Annotated in this window: 12 protein-coding genes; 10 read left to right on the forward strand and 2 right to left on the reverse strand. The window is 61.8% G+C overall.

Annotation, left to right across the window (positions count from 1 at the left end):
* The first annotated feature begins 29 nt into the window (after positions 1-29).
* The 10 genes from ACMGGN_RS18810 (at position 30) to cysC (ending at position 12432) form a co-directional block, all read left to right on the forward strand.
* Positions 30-1031, forward strand: a complete 1002-nt coding sequence (locus ACMGGN_RS18810) for an HlyD family efflux transporter periplasmic adaptor subunit (RefSeq protein WP_056791193.1) — start codon at positions 30-32, stop codon at positions 1029-1031.
* Entirely contained in the window at positions 1028-2821 is a 1794-nt protein-coding gene (locus ACMGGN_RS18815) for an ATP-binding cassette domain-containing protein (RefSeq protein ID WP_414156178.1), read from the forward strand. The genes ACMGGN_RS18810 and ACMGGN_RS18815 overlap by 4 nt, the downstream gene beginning before the upstream one ends.
* Positions 2818-3954 (forward strand): ABC transporter permease, encoded by a 1137-nt coding sequence (locus ACMGGN_RS18820; protein WP_056791187.1) that lies wholly within the window; start codon positions 2818-2820, stop codon positions 3952-3954. The genes ACMGGN_RS18815 and ACMGGN_RS18820 overlap by 4 nt, the downstream gene beginning before the upstream one ends.
* 4 nt (positions 3955-3958) lie before the next feature.
* Positions 3959-5074, forward strand: coding sequence for an ABC transporter permease (locus ACMGGN_RS18825; protein WP_056791185.1), 1116 nt, complete (start codon positions 3959-3961; stop codon positions 5072-5074).
* 14 nt (positions 5075-5088) lie between these two features.
* Positions 5089-6612 (forward strand): efflux transporter outer membrane subunit, encoded by a 1524-nt coding sequence (locus tag ACMGGN_RS18830; RefSeq protein ID WP_150570762.1) that lies wholly within the window; start codon positions 5089-5091, stop codon positions 6610-6612.
* 1308 nt (positions 6613-7920) lie between these two features.
* Positions 7921-8169 (forward strand): hypothetical protein, encoded by a 249-nt coding sequence (locus tag ACMGGN_RS18835; protein ID WP_414156179.1) that lies wholly within the window; start codon positions 7921-7923, stop codon positions 8167-8169.
* Between the two features lie 114 nt (positions 8170-8283).
* On the forward strand, positions 8284-8550 hold the full coding sequence (locus ACMGGN_RS18840; protein ID WP_012312623.1) for a DUF3077 domain-containing protein: 267 nt from the start codon (positions 8284-8286) through the stop codon (positions 8548-8550).
* 837 nt (positions 8551-9387) lie between these two features.
* Positions 9388-9771 carry a nucleotide pyrophosphohydrolase gene (locus ACMGGN_RS18845; protein WP_414156180.1) on the forward strand — a complete coding sequence of 128 codons (384 nt, stop codon included), beginning with the start codon at positions 9388-9390 and terminating at the stop codon, positions 9769-9771.
* A gap of 24 nt (positions 9772-9795) precedes the next feature.
* On the forward strand, positions 9796-11664 hold the full coding sequence (locus ACMGGN_RS18850) for a DNA/RNA helicase domain-containing protein (protein ID WP_414156181.1): 1869 nt from the start codon (positions 9796-9798) through the stop codon (positions 11662-11664).
* Between the two features lie 192 nt (positions 11665-11856).
* Entirely contained in the window at positions 11857-12432 is a 576-nt protein-coding gene (gene cysC, locus ACMGGN_RS18855) for an adenylyl-sulfate kinase (protein WP_414156182.1), read from the forward strand.
* On the opposite strand, the gene ACMGGN_RS18860 is transcribed toward cysC, so the two are convergent.
* Together ACMGGN_RS18860 and ACMGGN_RS18865 are read right to left on the reverse strand one after the other, a co-directional pair.
* Complete coding sequence (locus tag ACMGGN_RS18860; RefSeq protein WP_414156841.1) at positions 12416-13912, reverse strand: TolC family protein; 1497 nt, start codon at positions 13910-13912, stop codon at positions 12416-12418. The genes cysC and ACMGGN_RS18860 overlap by 17 nt on opposite strands.
* A 63-nt stretch (positions 13913-13975) precedes the next feature.
* Entirely contained in the window at positions 13976-23176 is a 9201-nt protein-coding gene (locus tag ACMGGN_RS18865) for an Ig-like domain-containing protein (RefSeq protein WP_414156183.1), read from the reverse strand.
* Between the last annotated feature and the right edge of the window lie 12 nt (positions 23177-23188).

The raw sequence follows: 23188 nt of genomic DNA on the forward strand, positions 1-23188 counted from the left end.
GTCGCTCTCATGTCTCGTGGAAATACACCATGAAAAAACTGCCAGTCATCCTCGTGGTCCTTGGCGTTGTAGCCCTGGCGTTCTGGGCCGGGCTGCAGTTCAGCTCGGGCAAAAAAGACGACGGCCTGGTGCTGCATGGCAACGTCGATATTCGCCAGATCTCGCTGGCCTTCGATGGCAACGGCCGCATCGCTTCGCTAAGCGTCGATGAGGGTGAGGGGGTGCACAAGGGCGATGTGGTGGCTGTTCTCGATACCCGCACGCTCGAATTGCAAGCCGAGCAGGCGCAGGCGCAGATCGAGGTGCAGCAGCAGAATCTGAAGCTGCTGCGCAGCGGTTCACGGCCCCAGGAAATCGCCCAGGCGCGCAGCCGCACACTGGCGGCGCAGGCCGATGCCACGCGTGCGGCGCAAGACCTGGCGCGCCTGCAAGGCATCGCCGATTCCACCAAAGGCCGTGGCGTCAGTGCCCAAGACCTCGATCGCGCCAAGAGCAGCGTGCAAGTGGCGCGGGCCACGGTAGCTGAGCGCCAGGAGGCCCAGCGCCTGACCGAAATCGGCCCGCGCCAGGAAGAGCTAGCCGGTGCAGAGGCTCAACTGAAGGCCTCGCAAGCGCAGTTGGCGCTGTTGCAACACCAGGTTGAGCAAGGCCAACTCAAAGTACCTGCCGATGCCGTGGTGCGTTCGCGGTTGCTGGAACCGGGCGACATGGCCACCCCGCAACGCCCGGTGCTGGCATTGGCATTGACCGAGCCCAAGTGGGTGCGCGTGTACGTCAACGAGCCGGACCTTGGCCGCGTCAAACCCGGCATGAATGCCAGCGTGTTTACTGATGCCTCTCCTGACCGGGCCATCGCCGGCACGGTGGGTTATATCTCCTCCGTGGCCGAGTTCACCCCCAAAGCCGTACAAACCGAAGAGCTGCGCACCAGCCTGGTGTACGAAGTGCGCGTGCTGGTTAAGGACCCCGACAACGCACTGCGCCTGGGCCAACCGGCCACCGTCAAGTTGGCCACTGGCGCCGTGCAATGACCGACGCCGCCATTACCGTTGCGGCCAAGGGTTTGCGCAAAACCTTCGAAGCGCCGGGCGGTGGCCCGTTGCATGCGGTCAACGACATCGCGCTGACCGTGCGCGCGGGCGAATTGACGGCGCTGGTTGGGCCCGATGGCGCGGGGAAAACCACCCTCTTGCGCATGATGGCCGGGCTGCTAAAGCCCGACGCCGGCAGCCTGCACGTGCTGGGTATCGATGTGTCGGCGCAGCCACAGACGGTGCAAGACCGCATCAGCTACATGCCCCAGCGTTTCGGCCTGTACGAAGATTTAAGCGTGGAGGAAAACCTCAACCTCTACGCCGATTTGCATGGCGTGCCGCAGGCGGTTCGCCGCGAGCGTTTCGCCCGCATGTTGGAGATGACCGACCTCACGCGGTTCACCGATCGCCCGGCCGGCAAACTGTCCGGCGGTATGAAACAAAAGCTTGGCCTGGCCTGCACCCTGGTGCGCTCGCCCGATTTGCTGTTACTCGACGAGCCGAGCGTGGGCGTCGACCCGCTGTCGCGCCGCGACTTGTGGAAAATCGTGCAGCAGCTGGTGGATGACGAAAACCTCAGCGTGATTATCAGCACCTCATATATGGATGAGGCAGAGCGCTGCGCCAACGTATTCGTGATGCACGAAGGCAACATTCTGGCCGAGGGCACGCCTGCGGCGCTGACGCAAAAAGCCCATGGCTTGACCTACGTGGCGACACCCCCGGCAGGCATGCCGGCGCGCGACCTGCAGGCGCGTTTGCTCGACGCCCGCGACGCGATAGTCGACGCCGTGCCCAAAGGCGGCGCTGTGCGCTTTATCCGCCAGACCGACACCGACGGCCCTGCGCTGGAAACAGTGCTGGTCGGGGTGGCCTACCAGCAACGGCAACCTGAGCTCGAAGACACCTTCATGATGATGCTGCGTCAGCATCACGAAAGCGCGCAGGCGACGCCGGTACCTGAAGCAGCGAACCTGGCTGAACATGCGAGCGCCGGCACCGCGACCCGCAAAACCGATGGTAAACCCGCCATTGAGGTGCAAGATCTGGTGCGCACGTTTGGTGATTTCACCGCCGTCGCCAGCACCTCGTTTGCAGTGGCGCGCGGCGAGATATTCGGTCTGCTCGGCCCCAATGGCGCTGGCAAAACCACCACCTTTCGTATGCTTTGCGGGCTGCTGCCGGCCACCAGTGGCCAACTGCAAGTGGCCGGGTTGAACCTGCGCAACGCCCGCGCCGAGGCCCGTGCGCGCATCGGCTACGTATCACAAAAATTCGCCCTGTACGGCAACCTCACAGTGCTGGAAAACCTCGAATTTTTTGGCGGTGCCTACGGCCTGCGTGGCGCAGTGCTGCAGCAGCGCATCGCCGCCACCCTCGAGCAATTCGAGCTCAAAGCAAAAGCCGTCAGTGGCCTGCTGCCAGGCGGTTACAAGCAGCGGCTGGCCATGGCCACTGGCCTGCTGCATGAACCGGAAATCCTCTTTCTCGACGAACCCACCAGCGGCATCGATCCCCTGGCCCGGCGTGCCTTCTGGCGCACCATCACCGCGCTGGCGCAGAGCGGCGTGACCATCATCATCACCACGCACTTTATGGAAGAGGCCGAGTACTGCGACCGCATCGCCATTCAGGATGCCGGCAAGATGCTTGCGCTTGGCACCCCGAGCGAGGTGCGCGAGCAGGCCGGTGGCGCTGCCGGCAACGACATGAACAGCGCATTTATCGCCATCGTGGAACAAGGCCGCGCCGCCAGCCGCCCGACAACCGAGGGCGCGCACCCATGAGCACCCGTGCATCAGGTTTCAGCAGCCGGTTTACCGCGCTGCTGCGCAAGGAAGTGCGGCAGTTGCTGCGCGACAAAAGCAACTTGGCAGTGGGCTTGCTGTTGCCGTTGGCGCTGATTCTGCTGTTTGGCTACGGCCTTTCGTTCAACGTGGAAAATGCGCCGGTCGCGCTGGTGCTGGAAGACCATTCGGCCACCGCCCGTGACGTGGCGGCGGGGCTTGAGGGCTCGAAGTACTTGGCGCCGGTGTGGGTGGCCGATATGCCCGAAGCCGAGCGGATGCTACAGGCTGGTGAAGTGGACGGCATTGTGCGCATCCCGCTGGATTTTTCTCGGCGTCTGGCGGCTGGCGATGCGCGTATTCAGTTGATGCTCAACGGCGTCGACTCCACGTCCGCATCGATTATCGAAGGCTATGTCAGCGGCGCCATTGGTGGCTGGGCGCAGCAGCAGGCTGACCGTGCTGGCAACAAACCCGCAGCTGGTGGCAGCGTGGAAGTGGTGCAACGCATGTGGTTCAACGAAACCGGTGAAAGCCGCTGGTACCTGGTGCCAGGCTTGATCGTGCTGGTGTTGACGCTAATTGGTGCATTCCTGACCTCGCTGCTGATCGCCCGCGAATGGGAGCGCGGCACGTTGGAGTCGCTGTTTGTCACGCCGGTGCGGCCACTGGAGTTGGTGCTGTCCAAACTGGCGCCGTACCTGGTGATCGGTGCCATCGACTTGGTGATGTGCTTGCTGGCCTCGTCGTTTTTATTTCATGTGCCGATACGCGGCTCGCTGGTCATTATCGTGCTCAGTTCGATGCTTTACCTGACGGTGTCATTGCTGCTGGGTTTGTACATTTCCGGCGCCACCCGTAACCAATTCCAAGCCAGTCAGATGGCGCTGCTCACCAGCTTTATGCCCGCCATGATGCTGTCCGGTTTTGTCTTCGACTTGCGCAACGTGCCGGTGGTCATTCAGGTGATTAGCCAACTGTTGCCGGCCACGCACTTTATGGCCTTGATCAAAACCCTGTTTCTGGCGGGCGACCACTGGCCGACCATCGTGCGCAGTTGTGCCGTTCTTAGCCTCTATGCGCTGGTGCTCACCTGGGCCACCACGCGCACCTTGCGCAAAACACTGGAGTGAGCCGATGAACGCGTTTTTAGCGAGCCTGGCGCAGATCGGTGCGCTGGTACGCAAGGAGCTGATCGCCCTGGTCAAAGAACCGGCCAGCCGCGTGGTGCTGATCGGCCCGGCGCTGGTCCAGGCGCTGCTGTTCGGTTACGGCGCCACCTATGACCTCAACAGCGCGCCCTACGCGGTGCTGGACCAAAGCCACGGGCAGGCGTCTACCGAACTGTTGGCGCGGCTGGACGGCACCGGTGTATTCAAGCGGGTCGCCACGCTCACCAGCCCGGCGCAGATCGCCACGGTGATCGATGACGGCAAGGCGCTGATGGTGTTGAGCATTCCGTCCGACTTCCAGCAACGCCTGGCGAGCCAGCAGCGTGCGCCGCTGCAAGTGATTTTGGACGGTCGCAATTCCTCGTCCGCCGGCCTGGCGGGCGGCTATGTGGGTTCCATCGTCGCCGACCTCAATGGCTCATTGGGCGGCGCTGCGCCGGGTATCACTATTGAGCGGCGCGCCTGGTTCAACCCCAACCTTGAGTCGCAATGGAACCTGATGCCGGCGCTGATTGCCTCGTTGAGCATGCTGCAAACGCTGCTGCTCGCGGCACTGTCGGTGGCCCGCGAGCGCGAGCAGGGCACCTTTGACCAGTTGCTGGTTACCCCGCTAACGCCGATGCAGATTCTGCTGGGCAAAGCCGTGCCGGCGATTGGCATAGGGCTCTTGCAATCGACGATTATTTTTCTGGTGATCCGCTTCTGGTTTGACGTGCCCATGACCGGCTCGGTGGCCTTGCTTTATCTCGGCCTGGTGACCTTTACCGTGGCGGCAGTGGGCCTGGGGCTTTCGATTTCGGCGGTGTCGCTGACCATGCAGCAGGCAATGCTTTACACCTTTTTGCTGATCATGCCGCTGATGCTGCTCTCGGGCCTTCTCACCTCGGTGAAAAACATGCCGGTGGTATTGCAGATCGCTACCTACATCAACCCGCTGCGCTTTGGTACCAGCATCGTGCGCCGGGTGTACCTCGAAGGCGCGACGCTCGCCGATGTAGGGCTCGATTTTATTCCCTTGCTGCTGATGGGCGCCGTCACGCTGCCACTGGCAGCCTGGCTGTTTCGCAACCGACTTTCCTGATTCAGGTGCCTGCCATGTCCGACTCTCAGCTGTTTGTTTATCGCCCTGCACGCCTGGCCCTGCTGGTGTGCGCCGTGGCGCTGAGTGCCTGCGCCGTCGGCCCCGACGTGGTCAAACCCACGGCGGCGGCGCCGGACGACTGGACCACCTGGAGCAGCGCCGACCCTTCGCTGCGCGCGTCTGCCGGTGTGACGCAAGCACCCCACGCCGCGTGGTGGAAAGCATTCGCCGACCCGGTGCTGGACCGTTTGCAGACGCAAGCTGTACAAGCCAGCCCCGACCTCAAGACCGCCTCGTTACGCTTCGCACAAGCGCGGGTGCAGCGCAGTACCGTCTCCGCGCAGCGCCTGCCGGAAGTCGGCGTTAGCGGTTCGGCCACCCGCCAACGGCAAAGTGAAACCGGCGCCGGCACCCGCTTGATCGACGCAATAGGCACCGGTAGCAACGCCGACGACCTGAAAAAGCTGCTCGCCGAACCCTTCACCCTGTACCAGGCTGGTTTCGACGCCTCGTGGGAGTTGGACTTGTGGGGCCGCATCAGCCGCTCCGTCGAGGCGGCTGATGCCGATATCGCGCAGCAAGCCGCCTTGCTTGAGTTGGCCCGCCAAAGCCTGGCCAACGACGTGGCGCGTAATTACTTCGAGCTGCGCACTACTCAGCGCCAGATCCGCCTGGCCCGTGACGACATCGCCGCGTTGGATGAGCAGGTAGAAATTCTGTCTGCCCGAGTGCAGGGCGGGGTGCTCGACCACCTCGACCTCGAGCGCCAACGCGCCGAGCAAGCGGCGCTTAAAGCCCAATTGCCAGCCCTGCTGGCGCAAGAAAGCGCCAGCGCCAACCAACTCACGCTGCTGCTGGGTGAGCGCCCTGGCGCCTTGCATGACCAGCTACTGCCAATCGAAGAAGACCGCCCCAGCACTATGCCCGACCTGACCCTGGGCCTGCCCTCGGAAGTGGCGTTACAGCGCCCGGATATTCGCGCCGCCGAGGCCGCGCTGACTAGCGCAACGGCGGATATTGGCGTGGCACAGGCAGCGTTGTACCCGAGCATTCGCCTGGGTGCGAAGTTTGGTTATGAGTCGTACCTGAGCGGGGAATTCAGCGACTGGGGCAGCCGCACCTGGTCGATCGGGCCCAGCCTGGACCTGCCGCTGTTCGACCACGGTCGGCGCAAAAGCGTGGTGCAACTGCGCGAGCTGCAACAGCAGGAAGCGGCTGTGACTTACCAACGCACTGTGCTCAAAGCCTGGCAAGAAATCGACGACGCGCTTAGCGCCTACAGCGCCGAGCAGCAACAGGCGCAGCAACTCGACCTGCAGGTGAAAAGTGCCGGTGAGGCCTATTCATTGGCGCAGGCCCGCTATCAGGGCGGCACGATCGACTTCAGTTCGGTGCTCGACAGCCAGCGCAGCTACTTGCAGGCGCGGCGCAGTCTGGTGGCGAGTGAGGGGCGGTTGCGCACGCGCTTTGTGACGATCAACAAAGCGATAGGATCCCCGTTACAGGCGACCGGCCGGGGCTCCGAGCAGGCCCGATAAGCTACGTCGGTTCTCACTGAAAAGTAACGCGCGGTAAAGGCCACGAATGCGCCCGGCGCCTGTCGCGGTCTAGGCGTTACTGCGATTAATACACGCTTCAGCGGGGGCGTGAATTGCCCGTACTTTTGTTGGCGTTCAAACACCGCTTGCGGCGCAAGCGTTCTCTTCCTTGGATGGCCGCTTTTGGCCGATTGCTGCCTTCCACAGCATGATCACCGGTCAGCAATCAACAAACCAGTTGTAGAAATGGTATCCCGCGCTAACCGATACAGCACATGTGCCCAGCGTCAATAGAGGCCACTGTCCTTCGACACCAAGCCACCACTGCACCTTGAACAGAAGAGCTCCTACCAACACGCAGGCCAGAACACCAAGAGCCAGGCCAACCAAAGCGAGCAGCCGAGCCCCTAACCCAGGATTTCCGCCGTGCCAGTTCTCACTCAGGCAAAAGGGGCAATGATTGGACGAAGGCGAATACCCCCAGAAACCACGGCTATATGACGCTCTCGGAACCATCGCTTTGCCACAGTTGTGACAGGTAACCATCGAGTGTCTCATACCGCACCTCAGCTCAAATCGTCCTAGATGAGCCCATGGTGCGCTACCGCGGAAAAAACCCAACTGCGTGACCTGACATCTACCCAGCACCCGGTCTGAGCTGGGCTCAAACCCTCCTGGCCACATAACCGAGGTTATGCTGTACCGACCGACTCTATTGAATGCTTCCCGGTGGTTGACAGGCCTCGCACGGTCGCGAAACGATAACTCAGGACGCCAGTTCAACTCCTCAAATAACCGCTCATCGGAAATACGTGCATGGGGGCACTTAAGGGGGCACTTACGCATAAACCTATAAATAAATACATTAAAAACAATAGCTTATGTGTACATTTTTAATCCCCCCGGCTCCACCAAATCCTAAAGAAGAAGACGCCCTCGGGCGTCTTTTTTTGTGCCTGAAATAATCACATCGCACCTGCTTGACGTTACAGATCGTTTCGAAATGCAGCGAAAAAGTCAGATTTATCCCCTTTCTTGTAGTCCATTTCCCAAACATACTCTACAACCCTGTTTTCCGTTGCGGTCGCTTTTCCAGGGTCTTAGTCTCGGTGCGTCGTTGCACATCAACGGCATGACTTTGACAGGTCGCGACGGTAAACAACAAAACGGTTCGTCGTTATGGCGGCTGTACGTGCGGGCACGCTTGCGTGCGCCGGAACTTGTTGTTTCCGCCGGTCTGTCAACCCGCGTACAGCTGCCACCCTCTGTTTGACAGCAGACGGTGACGGCCCTGAAATGGAAGCAATCATGTTGAAGATAGTCCCCGATCCACCCCACCTACTCCACTCCCTGGAAGACACACTGATGATGGCCGCTGACTACGCCTTGTGCGCCGAAGCCGTCGCCCAGCAGGCAATGCAGATGCAGATGCAGCCCAAGTCACCTGTGTCGTTGTTGATCATGACCTCAATGCACGAGCTCGAGGCGCTACGCACATTGCTTGAAGCGGCGCTGGTCCAAATCCAGAAATCCACCGATCCGCAAACGCTGCACTGACCCGCATCATGATCTGCCTGGCCTGACTCTCCTGCATAGCGATGAACTTGTAGGCGTCCGGCTTGCCGGCGATAGGGCCAGGCCAGGCGACTACGACTTCAGGGAGATCAAACAGTGACCACCGAAGAAACCAAATTCACCGTCGGCAAAACCACCTTCTTCCAAGGCGAAAACCAGACCCACGCCCTTTTCCGCATCGAAGCCGGCATCCCATGCCAGGCCGCCCGCGAGCAGGCCTCCGAACTGATGGGCTACGCCCGCGACCTGAGCATCGACGGGCTGATGGAAGACAAACCGCAGTTGCTCTGGGCCTCGCACTACCTTTGCGCCCTGGCCAAGGCCCTGCTCGATGATGCAGAACTGGGCATGATGAAAACTTGAGCGCTACTCTGTGCAGGCCAAGCGTGCTCCCGTAGTAGAAGCTAGCTTAGCCAAGTTGCTCCCCGTGTTTTCCACTACCCCTATCGGGCCAATACAAGCGCTGCCATTGGCGGTTCCCAGGTACCAAAGTCTTCAATACCCATCCCACTCGATGCGGTGGTTCTTCCAAGGGCGATCAGTATTCGACAGCACACCCGGTGACCTCCTCGGTGTTGGGTGCTCTCTAACCTCATGGCCATCGTGCGCCAGCTAAACAGTACAGCACTGCCCTGCAGCAACCTCCTCGCTAGGCCGGCTATTGCGCCAACGCCGCCCGTCTCTCTCAGTGGAAAGAGACGGGCGCCTTAACACTGCCGTAGCCCTGATCGCACAGTCCTTTGCGGCAATCCCCCTCATGACAATCGGCAGGACAAACACCGATGTCACAAGCAACAACTTTGTAGATGATTGTGATGAAGCCACAAGCATGCGCGGTGCGTCCATTTTCAGGAGGTAAGGCGTTGTTTCGATTCCTAGTTACACGCCAGTCAGGTCGGACGCCGCTGGCAGTCGCGATATAGATCTTCGACGATTCCAGTGCGTCGCCGCGCCAGTCAACATCCTGTCGCCAATTGCCAGACCTGAAACGGCGGAGGCTGTCGCTAGACACTGGAAAATTCGCTTAAGGCGACTCACGCGCCCCTCAAATGACGTAACGAATGCAGGCAAGCAATTCGGCTGGCAGAAAGTGAGCGAGAGAAAAACAAAAAGCCTGCGTCAATAGCGAAAGGCCTTACAATGCTAAGCCTGATTTCCTACATGCCTTCGGCCCCTCGCTGATACCCAAGAGATAGTCCCGTGAGTGACTCAGACAGATCATCCACGCCACTGGTTGACACAACGAAGCTCGCCGCATCCCTCCAGCGTTTCGCAGATGATCGCGACTGGCAGCAGTTCCACTCCCCCAAAAATCTCATCCTTGCTCTCACCGGCGAGGTAGGCGAGCTGTGCGAGATTTTCCAATGGATGAGCGATGCCGACTCGATCTCCGCCGCAACAGATCCCGAAATCGGCCAAGCCGTCAAGGACGAGCTGGCGGACGTACTGATGTACCTGGTTCGCCTGAGCAGCGTACTTGGCATTGACCTCAACGAGGCGGTGACACAGAAACTCGCCTCGAATGGCCAGAAGTACCCGGTAGATAAAGCCAGAAGCAACAGCAAAAAGTACGACCGACTCTGACCAACACGCACCTAAGGACAACCCGTGATCGTTTACGCTGCTACCAAACAGCAATTTCTCCAAGACAACGATAACGATGACATTGAGGAGGTGATCCTCAGGCATTACAAGGAAGCAACCGGCAAGAACGTTGGCTCCTCGGAAATCAGGTCGTGGCAAGGGTCCCTGACGTACATGGCCAAAGTCCTTAGAGATGAAGGCCTGCCGAGCGATGCAGGCCTGGCCATCGAATTGCACATTCCGCAGTCGTCGAAGCGAATCGACTTTCTACTCACCGGTCGCGACGAAAACCAGGCAAAAAAAGCCGTACTGATCGAGCTGAAGCAATGGAGTAAGGCCAACGCCACAACCAAGGATGCCATCGTCAAAACGGCGTTGGGTGGCGGCCTCATTGAGACCATTCACCCGTCCTATCAGGTATGGTCATATGCAGCGCTGCTGGAAGGCTTCAACGAGGCGGTGTATGACAAAAGCATCGAAATCCGTCCGTGTGCCTACCTCCATAACTACGTCAGCGACGGGGTCATAGATTCAGCCCACTATGAGCCCCACATCAGCAAGGCTCCGCTGTTTCTGAAAGGCCCGGAAGAGCTCAGTAAACTCAGAACCTTTCTGAAAAAGCACATAAGTCATGGCGACAACAAAGAGGTTCTTTACGAGCTGTCCGAAGGGAAAATCCGCCCATCCAAGGCGCTAGCCGAAGCCCTCGGGGGGTTGATGAAAGGCAAACCCGAGTTCGTATTGATTGACGATCAGAAAGCAATTTTTGAGTCGGCGCTGGCGGCGGCAAGCGAGGCCTCGGACCAAGCACCAAAGGTGATGATCATCGAAGGTGGGCCGGGCACCGGGAAGACTGTCCTGGCTATCAATCTGCTGGTGAAGCTCACCGAATTGAAGCTGATGAGCAAATACGTCTCCAAGAATGCTGCCCCTCGCAAAGTCTACGAAAGCAAACTGGTTGGCACCATCAAGCGCAGCCATTTCTCGAATTTCTTTTCAGGCTCTGGGGCATTCATCGACACTGAGCCGAACACATTCGATGCGTTTATCGTGGACGAAGCTCATCGGCTGAATGAGAAAAGCGGGCTTTATGGAAACCTTGGGGAAAACCAAATCAAGGAGCTGATTGATTCAGCGAAATGCTCCATTTTCTTTATCGATGAAGACCAGCGGGTGACCTTGAGCGATATCGGCAGCAAGCAGGCGATTCGCGCCTTTGCGAAAGCCAAGGGCGCTGTGGTTGAAGAATACGTGTTGTCTTCGCAGTTTCGCTGTAGTGGCTCTGACGGTTACCTGGCATGGCTGGATGACACGCTTGGCATTCGATCGACGGCAAATCCAACGCTTGAAACCCAAGAGTACGAATTTAAGGTGTTCGACTCACCTCAGGCGATGCATGAAGCAATCAGTGAGAAAAACCACGGAAACAAAGCTCGTGTGGTCGCGGGCTATTGCTGGCCTTGGTTGAGCAAGAAAGACTCCGCCGCCGCAGATATCGTCATTGGTGACTACAAACGCCAATGGAACCTAGATCAAGATGGCAGCCTGTGGATCATCGCTGAGAACTCCATCGAGCAGGTTGGCTGCATTCATACTTGCCAAGGTTTGGAAGTCGACTACATCGGGGTCATCATCGGGCCAGACCTAGTCGTACGTGACGGTAAGGTCGTGACATCCCCAGATGAGCGCGACAAGCACGATAAATCGATTCGCGGCTGGAAAAAAATGATGAAAGAGCAACCTGCCCTCGCGAAAAGTGAAACAGACCTGATCATCAAAAATACGTATCGAACCCTGATGACACGCGGGATGAAGGGTTGCTACCTGTACTGCACCGACAAAGAGACTGCGCGATACTTCGAGAGTCGGCTTAGCCAACACAGCAATCATTGAAAGTATCGTTCGCCAAGAGCCCCTGTACCTACGGGCGCAGGGGCGACACAAACACGTCTCCGGCAGTCTTTTTTGACTGCCTCCAATCCATGTTTATGTCCGAACCTAAACCTTTGGCGTATCCCCCACCCCATCCCCAACTATCCTAACCATCCAAGCCCCCACCCCCGCCCTCCCCTTGGAGAACCAACCGTGCCCAACGCAGGAAGCGCCCCCCACCGCCCCGGCGCAGTAATCTGGCTAACCGGCCTCTCCGGCGCGGGCAAATCTTCCTTGGCAAACGCCCTGGCACTCCGCCTGGCGCAATTAGGCCACCCCTGCTACGTTCTCGACGGCGACGCCCTGCGCCACGGACTGAACTCCGACCTTGGCTTCTCCCCCGCCGACCGTCATGAAAACAACCGCCGTACCGCCGAGGTGGCAGCGCTGTTCGCCGATGCCGGGCTGATCTGCATCGCCGCGCTCATTTCGCCTTACCGCGCCGACCGCGCAGCAGCGCGCCGGGCGTGCAAGGCCGGGTTCCATGAAGTGCATGTCAAGGCGGACCTGGCCACCTGCGAAGCGCGCGACCCCAAGGGGCTGTACCGCCGGGCACGGGCGGGCGAGCTGAAGGGGTTCACGGGCATCGATGCACCCTATGAAGCGCCGCAGCACCCCGAACTGGTAGTGGATACCGCTGGCACCACACTGCAAACGGCACAGGACCTGCTGTTGGGTTATGTCCTCAAGCAGGTCCTGGCGCCCCAAGATGTCATGACTCCGGCGTGATCTCGCCACGCTGCCATCGGGCCTCGCTGTTGCCCAGCGCCTGGGCGATGTCGGCCAGCTTGTCGGACGGCAAGGTTGCCGGCAGCGGATCAAGGCCGGCACTGGCGAACAGTTGGCCGTAGCTGTTGCGCAACTCGGCGTAGGCCAGATCGCGGCGCAAGTCTGCCTGCAAGGCGTTGAGCTCACCCTGGATCAGTTCCAGCTCACCAATACCCTGGGCCTGGTGGCGGTTGCGCAGCTGCTCGACGATCTGCTGATCAAGGGCGACCATCTGCTGGCTGGTGGCGAACTGGCGACGCGCCTCGCTGTAGTTGGCGTTGGCCACGTAGAGTTGGGCCAGGATGGCCATCGACATGGCCTGGCGGCGTGCCTCTACTACCTGCTCACCGGCCTTGGCCACATCGATCGAGGCAGGGCCGGACAACACGTTGAACAGGTTCCAGGTGACCTTCACGCCATAGTCGGCCCAGTGCTGGTTGGTCAGGAAGCTGTTGCTGTCGTAATGCCCGCCAGCGGAGAACTCCAGGCCCGGCAACATGCGCAGCATCGCCTTGCGCACCTCGGCGGCACTGATGCGTGCCTGGTAGTCCTGCTCGCGCAGTTCCGGGCGTGAGGCAAGCGCCTGCTGCTCAAGGCTGTCCAGCCCGACCTTGAGCTCGGGCACGCTGTAGTCGTCGCTGGCCGCCAGGGTCAGCTCGGTGCCCGGCGGCAAGTTGATCAGCGCGCCCAATTCGGTCTTGGCCAGCGACAAGGCGCGGCGCTGTTCCTCCAGCTGGCGTGTGGCTTCTATCAGCGAACGCTGGTAGTTAAGCGCCTGGATCTGGTCGCCAATGCGCTGCTCGCCCATACGCTCGCTGTTGTCACGCGCCTGCTCAACCCGCACCATCAACGCATCGATCTGCTTGAGCAGGCGTTCAGCGGCAACCGCCCGCCAGTAGGCCGAGCGCACGTCCTGGATGATGGTCTGCACCACCTTGCGCCGGCGTTCCTGCACGATCAGGCGCTGGTCGCCCTGCTGTTTGGCGCTGACATAGCTGACACCGAAGTCCAGCACGTTCCACACCATGGTCAGGTCCGCCACGTCGCGGTCGCGGTCCTGGGAGGTGGAGGGTTCCAGCGACTGGGTGTTGGTCAGCACGCTGCGGCTGCTGGCGGCGCTGGTGTTGCTGCGCCCTGCATAGCCCGCCGACATCGCCATGCGTGGCAGCATGTCGAACGTGGCCAGGTCTACCTGGCGCTGGGCCAAGGCTTCTTCCATCACCTTCAGGCGCGCCTCCAGGTTGTACTTGACCGCGCGGGCCATTGCCTGGTGCAGGGTCAGCGGACCTTGCAGTGCCTCCTGGCCCTTGAACATGCTGGCCAGGTCGTCACGCGCGCGCTGTTCGCTGACGCTGCGCTCGATCGGCTGGGTCTTGACCGCACAACCGGTCACTGTCAGTGCCAACATGCTGATCGCAAATATCCTTGATGCCTTGCTCATCCCCACCGCCCCCTGGTACTGCTTTTTGATATCCATTGTGTTGTTATCCGCCATGGCTCCGGCTCACGCCTCGGGCACGGGTGCCTTGATCTGCCCAAGCGCCAGGGCCAGCTCCCTGACCTGGCGCTGCTCGCTCTCCTTGAAAGCCTGCAACTGCTGCCCCAGCGTCGGCGCACCTGACTGCCCTTCGCCACCCTGGCGCCAGGGTTTGCCACCGCTGAGCTCATACTGGCCGCCATCGTCCGGCAGCGTCTTGTCGAAAATATTGGCCAGGCTGCTAGCGCCGAACACGCTGGCATCACCACCGCCAAAGCCGAGGAAACCTGCCCCGGTGCCGTTGCCGATGGCGGAGCCGCCCTGCTGACCTGCGAACACCTGGGCAAGGTAGCTAGGCGCCAGGGCCCCCTCGCGGATAAAGATGCTGCCCAGCGGCGGCAGCCCACCGCCAGCACTGGGCACTTCGAACAACGGTACTGGCAGCAAAGGTGACTGGAACGCCGAGAACACTGGCGCAGGTGTGCCGGGCAGGGGTAAAGGCTGGCCGGCCAGACTTGGCGGCGCGGCCGGGTAGGCCAGGAACTGCGGGTCACCGCCCGTGCTCTGCAGCACAGTGCCCTGGCCGACGAAACCGCCCTCCAGCCCGTTGCCAGCCATGTCACTGATACCAGTGCCGCTGTTACTCAAGGCCAATGCCAGGCTGCCGCTGCCGGCAACCCCGGCGACATTCACCTGCCAGGTGCGGCTGTCGATCTGCACCAGTGATTGCAGGGTGCCGCTGGCGTTGCCGCTCGATACCAGCTGGAAGTCACTCAGATCAACGCCGCGAACCTCTTCACTGAAGGTCACGATGAAGCCCTGGCTACCGCTGCCATTGACAGGCGTCGGCACGATCGACTCGACGCTCGGCAAGCGTGTATCGACGATGATTCCAGTGCTGTCGCCAACCGCCCCCAGCCCTGGCTGCAAGGCATTGCCGGCAGCGTCGTGCAAGGTCGCGCCATTGGCTGCCAGCCCCACCACCTGGATGCCGTCGGCATCGTTGTCGCCAGCCTGGATGCGGTACTGGAACACCAGCGTCGGCGTGCCGGAGCCAGCGACGAAATCGGCATACACCGTACGCCCACCCACATCCAGTGCCAGTTGCGGGGCGCCATCGACAATCACCGCTTCGCTGGTATCGACCACGAAGGTCAGCGTATCGCCGGTGTTGTAATGCACTCCCACCGGCACGCTGACGCTATTCACCGTGGGGGCGTCATGGTCGATGTTGTACACCGCGCCGGTCAGGCCGCCCGTCAGCTGGTTGCCGGCCACATCGCTGATCGCGGTGCCAGCAGCCTTCAGGTTCAAGCCCAGGGTACCGGTGCCGCTGACACCGCTGGCGGTGATCTCGTAGACGCCATCGCTTATCTGGCGCAGGCCACTGAGCGTAGCGCTGGCGGTACCGCTGGCGACCAGGCTGAAGTCGGCCAGGTCAACGCCGTTGACGCGTTCGCTGAAGGTGACGGTGAAGCGTACGCTCTGCGCGTTGCTCGGGGATGGGTCGAGGGTGACGATGCCGACGGCTGCAGGTGCCAGTGTATCGACCAGCACCTTGCTAGTGTCGGCGACGCCATTCAAGGCCAGGTTCATTGCATTACCCTGGGCATCGCTCAGGGTGGCTCCATTGGCCGACAGGCCGGTCACGCGGATGCCGTCGCTGTCATTGTCGCCGGCCTGGACGATGTACTGGAACACCAGCGTCGGCGTGCCAGCACCCGCCGTCAACTCGGCGAACACCGTGCGCCCGCCGACGTCCAGGGCCAGGCGTGGCGAACCGGCCACCTGCACTGCCTCACTGGCATTGACCACGAACACCAGTGCGTCGCCGGCGTTGTAGGAAACGCCCGCCGGCCCACCGACACTGGTCACGCTAGGGACGCGTGTGTCGATGGTGTAGTTGTTGGAAATGCTGCTACCCACACCGGCGTTGCCAGAGGCCGTGGCAACTACACCACTGTTGTCCAGAGAAACAAGGTTACTGGTGTCTTCGACATTGCTGGTCGGTGTCAGCGTTGCGGTCCAGGTGATGCCACCGTCCTGGCTGCTCAGATTGGTCAGCACACCATTGGCCGCGCTCATGTCAGCCAAGGTAAAGCCGCTGACCGCTTCGCTGAACGTGATGGTCACCAGGCTAGACTCGCCCGCCCGCAACGCGTTGTCGGCCACCACGATGGTCGCGGTAGGGACAATAGTGTCGACCGCGTAGTTGCCCGACGAGGTAGTGCCGCTGCCAGTGTTGCCGGCAAGGTCGGCGATGCCCGTGTTGGCCAGGGTGATGACATTGCTGGTATCGCGCACACCCACGGCCGGGGTGAAGGTGGCTGTCCAGGTGATGCCGCCGTCGGCACTGGAAAGCGCGCTCAAGGTGCCATTGGCAACCGTCAGGTCGGCATTGCTCAAGCCCGTCACAGCTTCGCTGAAGGTGATGGTCACCTGGCTGGTTTCGCCCACGGTCAGGTTGCTGTCGGCGACCACGATGGTGGCGGTCGGGCGTTGGCTATCGATGGCGTAATTGTTCGAGTCGGTGCTACCGGTGCCGGCGTTGCCAGCCAAGTCCGCCACGCCGGTGTTGTCCAGGGTGACCAGGTTGCTGGTGTCGCTGATGCCAACTGTGGGTGTCAGTGTCGCAGTCCAGGTCAAACCGCCGTCACCGCTGGCGAGCCCGCTGAGGGTACCGTTGGCCACGCTCAGGTCGGCCAGGCTGAAGCCGACCACCGCCTCGCTGAAGGTGATGGTCACCAGCGACGTCTCGCCTGCCGCCAGTTGGCTGTCGGCCACCACGATGGTTGCTGTCGGGCGCTGGGTGTCGATGGCGTAGGTGTTCGAATCGGTGGTGCCGACACCGGCGTTGCCGCCCTGGCCGACCACGCCGGTATTGTCCAGGCTGATGAGGTTGGTGGCATCGGTGATATTGCTGGTGGGCGTGAAGGTGGCGGTCCAGGTGATGCCGCCATCGGTACTGGAAACCATGCTCAGGGTGCCGTTATTCACCGTCAGGTCGGCATTGTTGAAGCCGGACACCGCCTCACTGAAGGTAATGGTCACCAGCGACGTCTCACCAAGGCGCAACGCAGTGTCGGCCACCACGATGGTTGCCGTGGGGACAATGGTGTCGACCGAGAAGTTGCCCGACGAGGTGGTGCCGCTGCCAATGTTGCCGGCAAGGTCGGCGATGCCGGTGTTGGCCAGGGTGATGACATTGCTGGTATCGCGCACACCCACGGCCGGGGTGAAGGTGGCTGTCCAGGTGATGCCGCCGTCGGCACTGGAAAGCGCGCTCAAGGTGCCATTGGCAACCGTCAGGTCGGCGTTGCTGAAGCCCGTCACCGCTTCGCTGAAGGTGATGGTCACCTGGCTGGTTTCGCCCACGGTCAGGTTGCTGTCGGCGACCACGATCGTAGCGGTCGGGCGTTGGCTGTCGATGGCGTAATTGTTCGAGTCGGTGCTGCCGGTGCCGGCGTTGCCCGCCAGGTCCGCCACGCCGGTGTTGTCGAGTGTGACCAGGTTGCTGGTATCGCTGATACCCGTTGTGGGCGTCAGTGTCGCAGTCCAGGTCAAGCCGCCGTCACCGCTGGAGAGCGCGCTGAGGGTACCGTTGGCCACGCTCAGGTCGGCCAGGCTGAGGCCGACCACCGCCTCGTTGAAGGTGATGGTCACCAGCGATGTCTCGCCTGCCGCCAGTTGGCTGTCGACCACCACGATGGTTGCCGTCGGGCGCTGGGTGTCGATGGCGTAGGTGTTCGAATCGGTGGTGCCGACACCGGCGTTGCCGCCCTGGCCGACCACGCCGGTATTGTCCAGGCTGATCAGGTTGGTGGCATCGGTGACATTGCTGGCGGGCGTGAAGGTGGCGGTCCAGGTAATGCCGCCATCGCTGCTGCTCACTGCGCTGAGGGTTCCGTTGGCGACGGTCAGGTCGGCATTGCTGAAGCCGGACACCGCCTCGCTGAAGGTAATGGTCACCAGCGACGTCTCACCAAGGCGCAACGCAGTGTCGGCCACCACGATGGTTGCTGTGGGGACGATGGTATCGACCACGTAGTTACCCGAGGAAGTGGTGCCGCTGCCAGTGTTGCCGGCCAGATCAGCCACCCCTGTGTTGCTCAAGGTGATGACGTTGCTGGCATCCTGCACGTTGCTCGACGGCGTGAAAGTGGCCGTCCAGGTGATGCCGCCGTCGCTGCTGGTCAGCCCGCTCAGGCTGCCGTTCGGCGCCGACAGGTCGGCCAGGGTGAAGCCGGCCACCGCTTCGCTGAAGGTGATGGTCACCAGGCTGGTTTCGCCCACGGTCAGGTTGCTGTCAGCGACCACGATGGTGGCGGTCGGGCGCAGACTGTCGATGGCGTAGTTGTTCGAGTCGGTGCTACCGGTGCCGGCGTTGCCAGCCAAGTCCGCCACGCCGGTGTTGTCCAGGGTGATCAGGTTGCTGGTATCGCTGATGCCAACTGTGGGCGTCAGTGTCGCAGTCCAGGTCACGCCGCCGTCACCGCTGGAGAGCGCGCTGAGGGTACCGTTGGCCACGCTCAGGTCGGCATTGCTGAAGCCGACCACCGCCTCGCTGAAGGTGATGGTCACCAGCGACGTCTCGCCAATCGCCAGTTGGCTGTCGGCTACCACGATGGTTGCCGTCGGGCGCTGGGTGTCGATGGCGTAGTTGTTCGAACTGGTGGTGCCGAAGCCCGCGTTGCCACTGCTCTGGCCCACCACACCGCTGTTGTCGAGGGTGATCAGGTTGGAGGCATCGGTGACATTGCTGGTGGGTGTGAAGGTGGCGGTCCAGGTGATGCCGCCGTCTGCACTGGCAAGCGTGCTCAGGGTGCCGTTGGCCACTGCCAGGTCAGCAGTGGTGAAGCCGGCCACCGCCTCGCTGAAGGTAATGGTCACCTGACTGGTCTCGCCGATACGCAGGGCCGCATCGCTCATCACGATCGTCGCCGTGGGTTGCAGGGTGTTGACCGTGTAGTTGCTGGAGTCGGTGCTGCCGCTGCCAACGTTGCCGGCAAGGTCGGCGATGCCCGTGTTGGCCAGGGAAATGACGTTGCTGGCGTCCTGCACGTTGATCGACGGCGTGAAGGTGGCCGTCCAGGTGATGCCGCCGTCGCTACTGGTCAGCCCGCTCAGGCTGCCGTTCGGCACCGACAGGTCGGCCAGGGTGAAGCCGGTCACCGCTTCGCTGAAGGTGATGGTCACCGTGGTGGTTTCACCCACGGTCAGCGTCGTGTCGGCCATCACGATGGCCGCAGTTGGCCGCTGGCTGTCGATGGCGTAGTTGTTCGAATCGGTGCTACCGGTGCCGGCGTTGCCAGCCGTGTCCATCACGCCGGTATTGTCCAAGGTGATCAGGTTGCTGGCATCGGTGACATTGCCGGCGGGCGTGAAGGTGGCGGTCCAGTTGATGTTGTCGCTGGTGCTCAGGCCGCTGAGCGTGCCGTTCTGTACCGTGAAGTCGGCCAGGGTCAGGCCGGTGACGGGTTCGTTGAAAACGATGGTGACGGTGCTGGTTTCGCCAATGGCCAGGCTGTTGTCGGCGACCACGATGGTCGCGGTCGGCCGTACGGTGTCAACAGCGTAATTATTGGAGTCGGTGGTGCCGCTACCGCTATTGCCGGCAGCGTCGGCCACGCCGGCGTTATCCAGGGTGATCAGGTTGGTGGCGTCAGTGACAGTGCTGGCAGGCGTGAAGGTGGCGGTCCAGGTAATGCCGCCATCGCTGCTGCTCACCGCGCTGAGGGTTCCATTGGCCACGGTCAGGTCGGCATTGCTGAAGCCGCTCACCGCCTCGCTGAAGGTGATGGTCACCAGGCTCGTTTCGCCAATGCGCAAGGCGGTGTCAGCGACGACGATTGTCGCTACCGGGCGTTGGGTATCGAGGCTGTAGTTGTTCGAGTTGGTGGTGCCGGAGCCGGCGTTGCCAGCACTGTCAGTCACCCCCGTGTTGTCCAGGGTGATGAGGTTGGTTGCATCGGTAATGTTGCTGGTCGGCGTGAACGTCCCGGTCCAGGTGATGCCGCCATCGCTGCTGCTTATCGCGCTCATAGTACCGTTGGCCACGGTCAGGTCGGCATTGCTCAAGCCGCTCACCGCCTCGCTGAACGTGATCGTCACCAGGCTGGTTTCGCCGATGCGCAAGGCATTGTCGGCGACCACGATAGTGGCGGTGGGGCGCTGCGTGTCGATGCTGTAGCTCGGCGACACTGTGGCGCCACTGCCAGCATTACCCGCCAGGTCAGAGACGCCGGCATTGTTCAGGGTGATCGTCGCACTGGCGACAGTGGTGTTGGCGGAGGGGGTAAAGGTCGCACTCCAAGTGAGGCCACCATCACTGCTGCTCACTGCCGACAACGTACCGCCCATCACCGTGAGGTCAGCATTGCTGAAGCCAGCCACCGCTTCGCTGAAGGTGATGGTCACGTTCGATGTGTCGCCGACTTTCAGTGCGGTGTCACTGAGGCTGATGGTAGCGGTCGGCGGCACCGTCTCGCGGACACTGACCTGCACCGTGGCGGTACTGGAGGTAGCGCCATCGCCGTCGCTGACGGTTACCGAAACTGATCGGCTGGCCTGGCCGATGCCATTGCCGGCATTACCGTTGTCATACGTGATACTGCGCACCAGCGCCTGTACCGACGCGGCCGTGGCATTGGCGTTGAACGTCACCACCAGGCTGGCGCCGCCGGTGCCGCCGGCAACGGTGCCGATGGCCACCCCGCCGTAACTCACCGTATTGCCGCTGAGGCTGATCTGCCCGGCGCCGTTACCCACGCTGAGGATGCCCAGGGTATCTTCCCCGGCTACGCCATTGGCGCTGACCGAGGCCGTTAGGTTGCCACCGCCGAAGTCGGCCGAGTCACTGTCGCTGACCGTGGCATTGCCGTTCGCGTCGATCAGTATCGCGCCATTGCCCTGGGTGAATGCCGTGCTGTCGCCGTTGAGGTTGCCGATCACCGGTGCGCTGTTCTGCGCCAGCACGACCACCGAAGCGGTACGCGTAGTACTGCCCATGTCATCGTTGACGCTGACGGTCACGCTGCGCGTGCCAGTGGTATAGGCAGCCGCCGCGTTGCCATAGGCCACCGATGCAAGAATCGCCCGGTACTGGGCCAGGGTGGCGACACCGCTCAGGGTAAGCACGGCGCTGCCCGAGCCGCTTACCGTGATGCCGAACCCGGCGGCCGTGGCGATCTGCGCTGCGCTGAGCGACAAGGTTTCGTTGGCACCATCGGCCACACCGCTCAATGCCAGCGAGGCACCGCTCACCTGGGTGTCGCCGTCAGTCTGGGTCAGGGAGATGTTCGGCACGATCGCCACTGCGGTGCCGGTGAAGTTGACCGTGCTGTCGTTGCCGCCAGTACCGGTGTCCAGATCGACCACCGGTGGTGCCGAGTACAGTACCTCGTAAGCACCGATATCCACACCGCCACCGCGAGGCCGCTCGAAACCGCGCAGGTCGGTGGCCGGCGCGCCACCGCTGGTGCCCTGGTCGATGGCGTTGCTGGCCGTGGAAGCCAGGCGGTAATCACCCCCGGCAGCATTGACGAAGTTGACCGTGGTGCCGATCAGGTTGGTGATGCTGGTGTAGCTGCTGCCGGTGATGGCATCGGCCGCAGCGCCGTTGACGGTGTTGCCGGTGAGGATGGAGTTCTGCACCGTGATAGTGCCGACCTGGCCAACGGCCCAGCCAAGGCCCGCGGAGGTGATGCTACCGGTACTGGTGTTGAGAAACACGTTATTGGCAATGGTGCTGTTGACGATGTTGACCGAGCCACCCACGTTGCTCAGGACGATCACCGCCCCCCCGGCGACGGTGCCGGTCGCACTGTAGGTGCCGGTGTTGTTGTAGATCGCTACGTTTTCCAACACATGGTTGTTGGCGCCACCTAGGCGCACCAGCGATGACATCGCGGTGCCTCCGACGATACTGGCGCTGTTGTCATGAATGGTGGTGTTGCGCACCACTACCGTCGAGCCGGCAGTAGTCGCCGAGTTGATCACCGCACCGGCGTTGTTCTGGAAGTTCGAATCTTCAACGGTGATCGAGCCACCGTTGGCACGGATCGCGCCACCGGTGAGGTTGCCCGAGAAGTCACGGAAATCAAGGTTGCGCACCGTCAGCACGCCGCCGTTGTTGCTCTGCAGCCCCGACGCCTCGAGCGCATCACGCACGCCGTTGTTGTTGACGTCGCCACTGAGGATGATGTCGCCTCGGCCGTCGCCATCCACATCACCGTTGATGGTGATGTTGCTGGTGACCAGCAAGGCCGAAGCGGTGGACCAGCGGATGGTCTGGCCACTCAGCGATTGATGGAACACGATGATGTCGCTGCCACTGCCGGCGGCGGAGCCGTTCACCGATGTGTCGGTGTTGGCGGCCTGGATCGCCTCGGCCAACGAGACAAAGCTATCAACCGCAGTGGACGTGGCATTGGTGTCGGTCACCGTGATGGTCGCCAGCGACGTATTGAACGCCGTCAGGTCACCACGTTGCACACCAACGCCCGTAGCGACCACACCGGAGACGGTTTCCAGTTCCCAGTCCTCGCCCTCGCGGTTGCCGGTCGAGTCGGAAGACGCGCCTACATCGGCACCGCTCAGCCGTGCCACCTCATCGACGAACAGCTGCCCATCACTGCCCTCGCCGGTGTTGCAGGCGAAAAAGCGGATGTCGCCACCCTCGGCCAGGCTGGCACCGATGCGCGCCAGGTCGGCCTGATGGCTGGCCAACTGGTTGGCCCAGATGGCGTTGCCGGCCAGGTACACATAGCCGCTGTCACCGTGGCTGATGATATCGATGGAAGTGACATCGGTACGGCCGTCGAGGTAATCAGCGATCTGCTTGAAACCGTCCTTGCCGTTCTCCAGCACCACCACCTCGACGCCGGCGGGCAGGCCGGCGATGAGCTTTTGATAGTCACTGACGGCGGAATCGACGAACACCACTTCGTGGCGCTCGGCGGCCAGGGTAGCCGGCGCCGTAGCGGGTGCGGCCTGCTGCGCGCTTTCATGGCTCGCGCTGTCCTGGGTACTGGACGTATCGCTGGCGGTAGCGGTGTCCTTGCTGGTGGCCGTGGCAGCGGCTACCTCTGCGGCCTGGGCACCCTGGTCGGCGACCACGGCCACCGAAGCATCGAACATCATGCGGGGTTCCAAGGCCTGAATCAGGCTCGGCCGGCTCATGGAAACGCTGGGGTTTTGGTTCTTCTTGTTTCGCTTCCAGAATGCCATGCCGACCTCATT

This window comes from Pseudomonas sp. BNK-30 (genome assembly GCF_047456185.1).
In the GTDB taxonomy this organism is placed as follows: Bacteria; Pseudomonadota; Gammaproteobacteria; order Pseudomonadales; family Pseudomonadaceae; genus Aquipseudomonas; species Aquipseudomonas putida_E.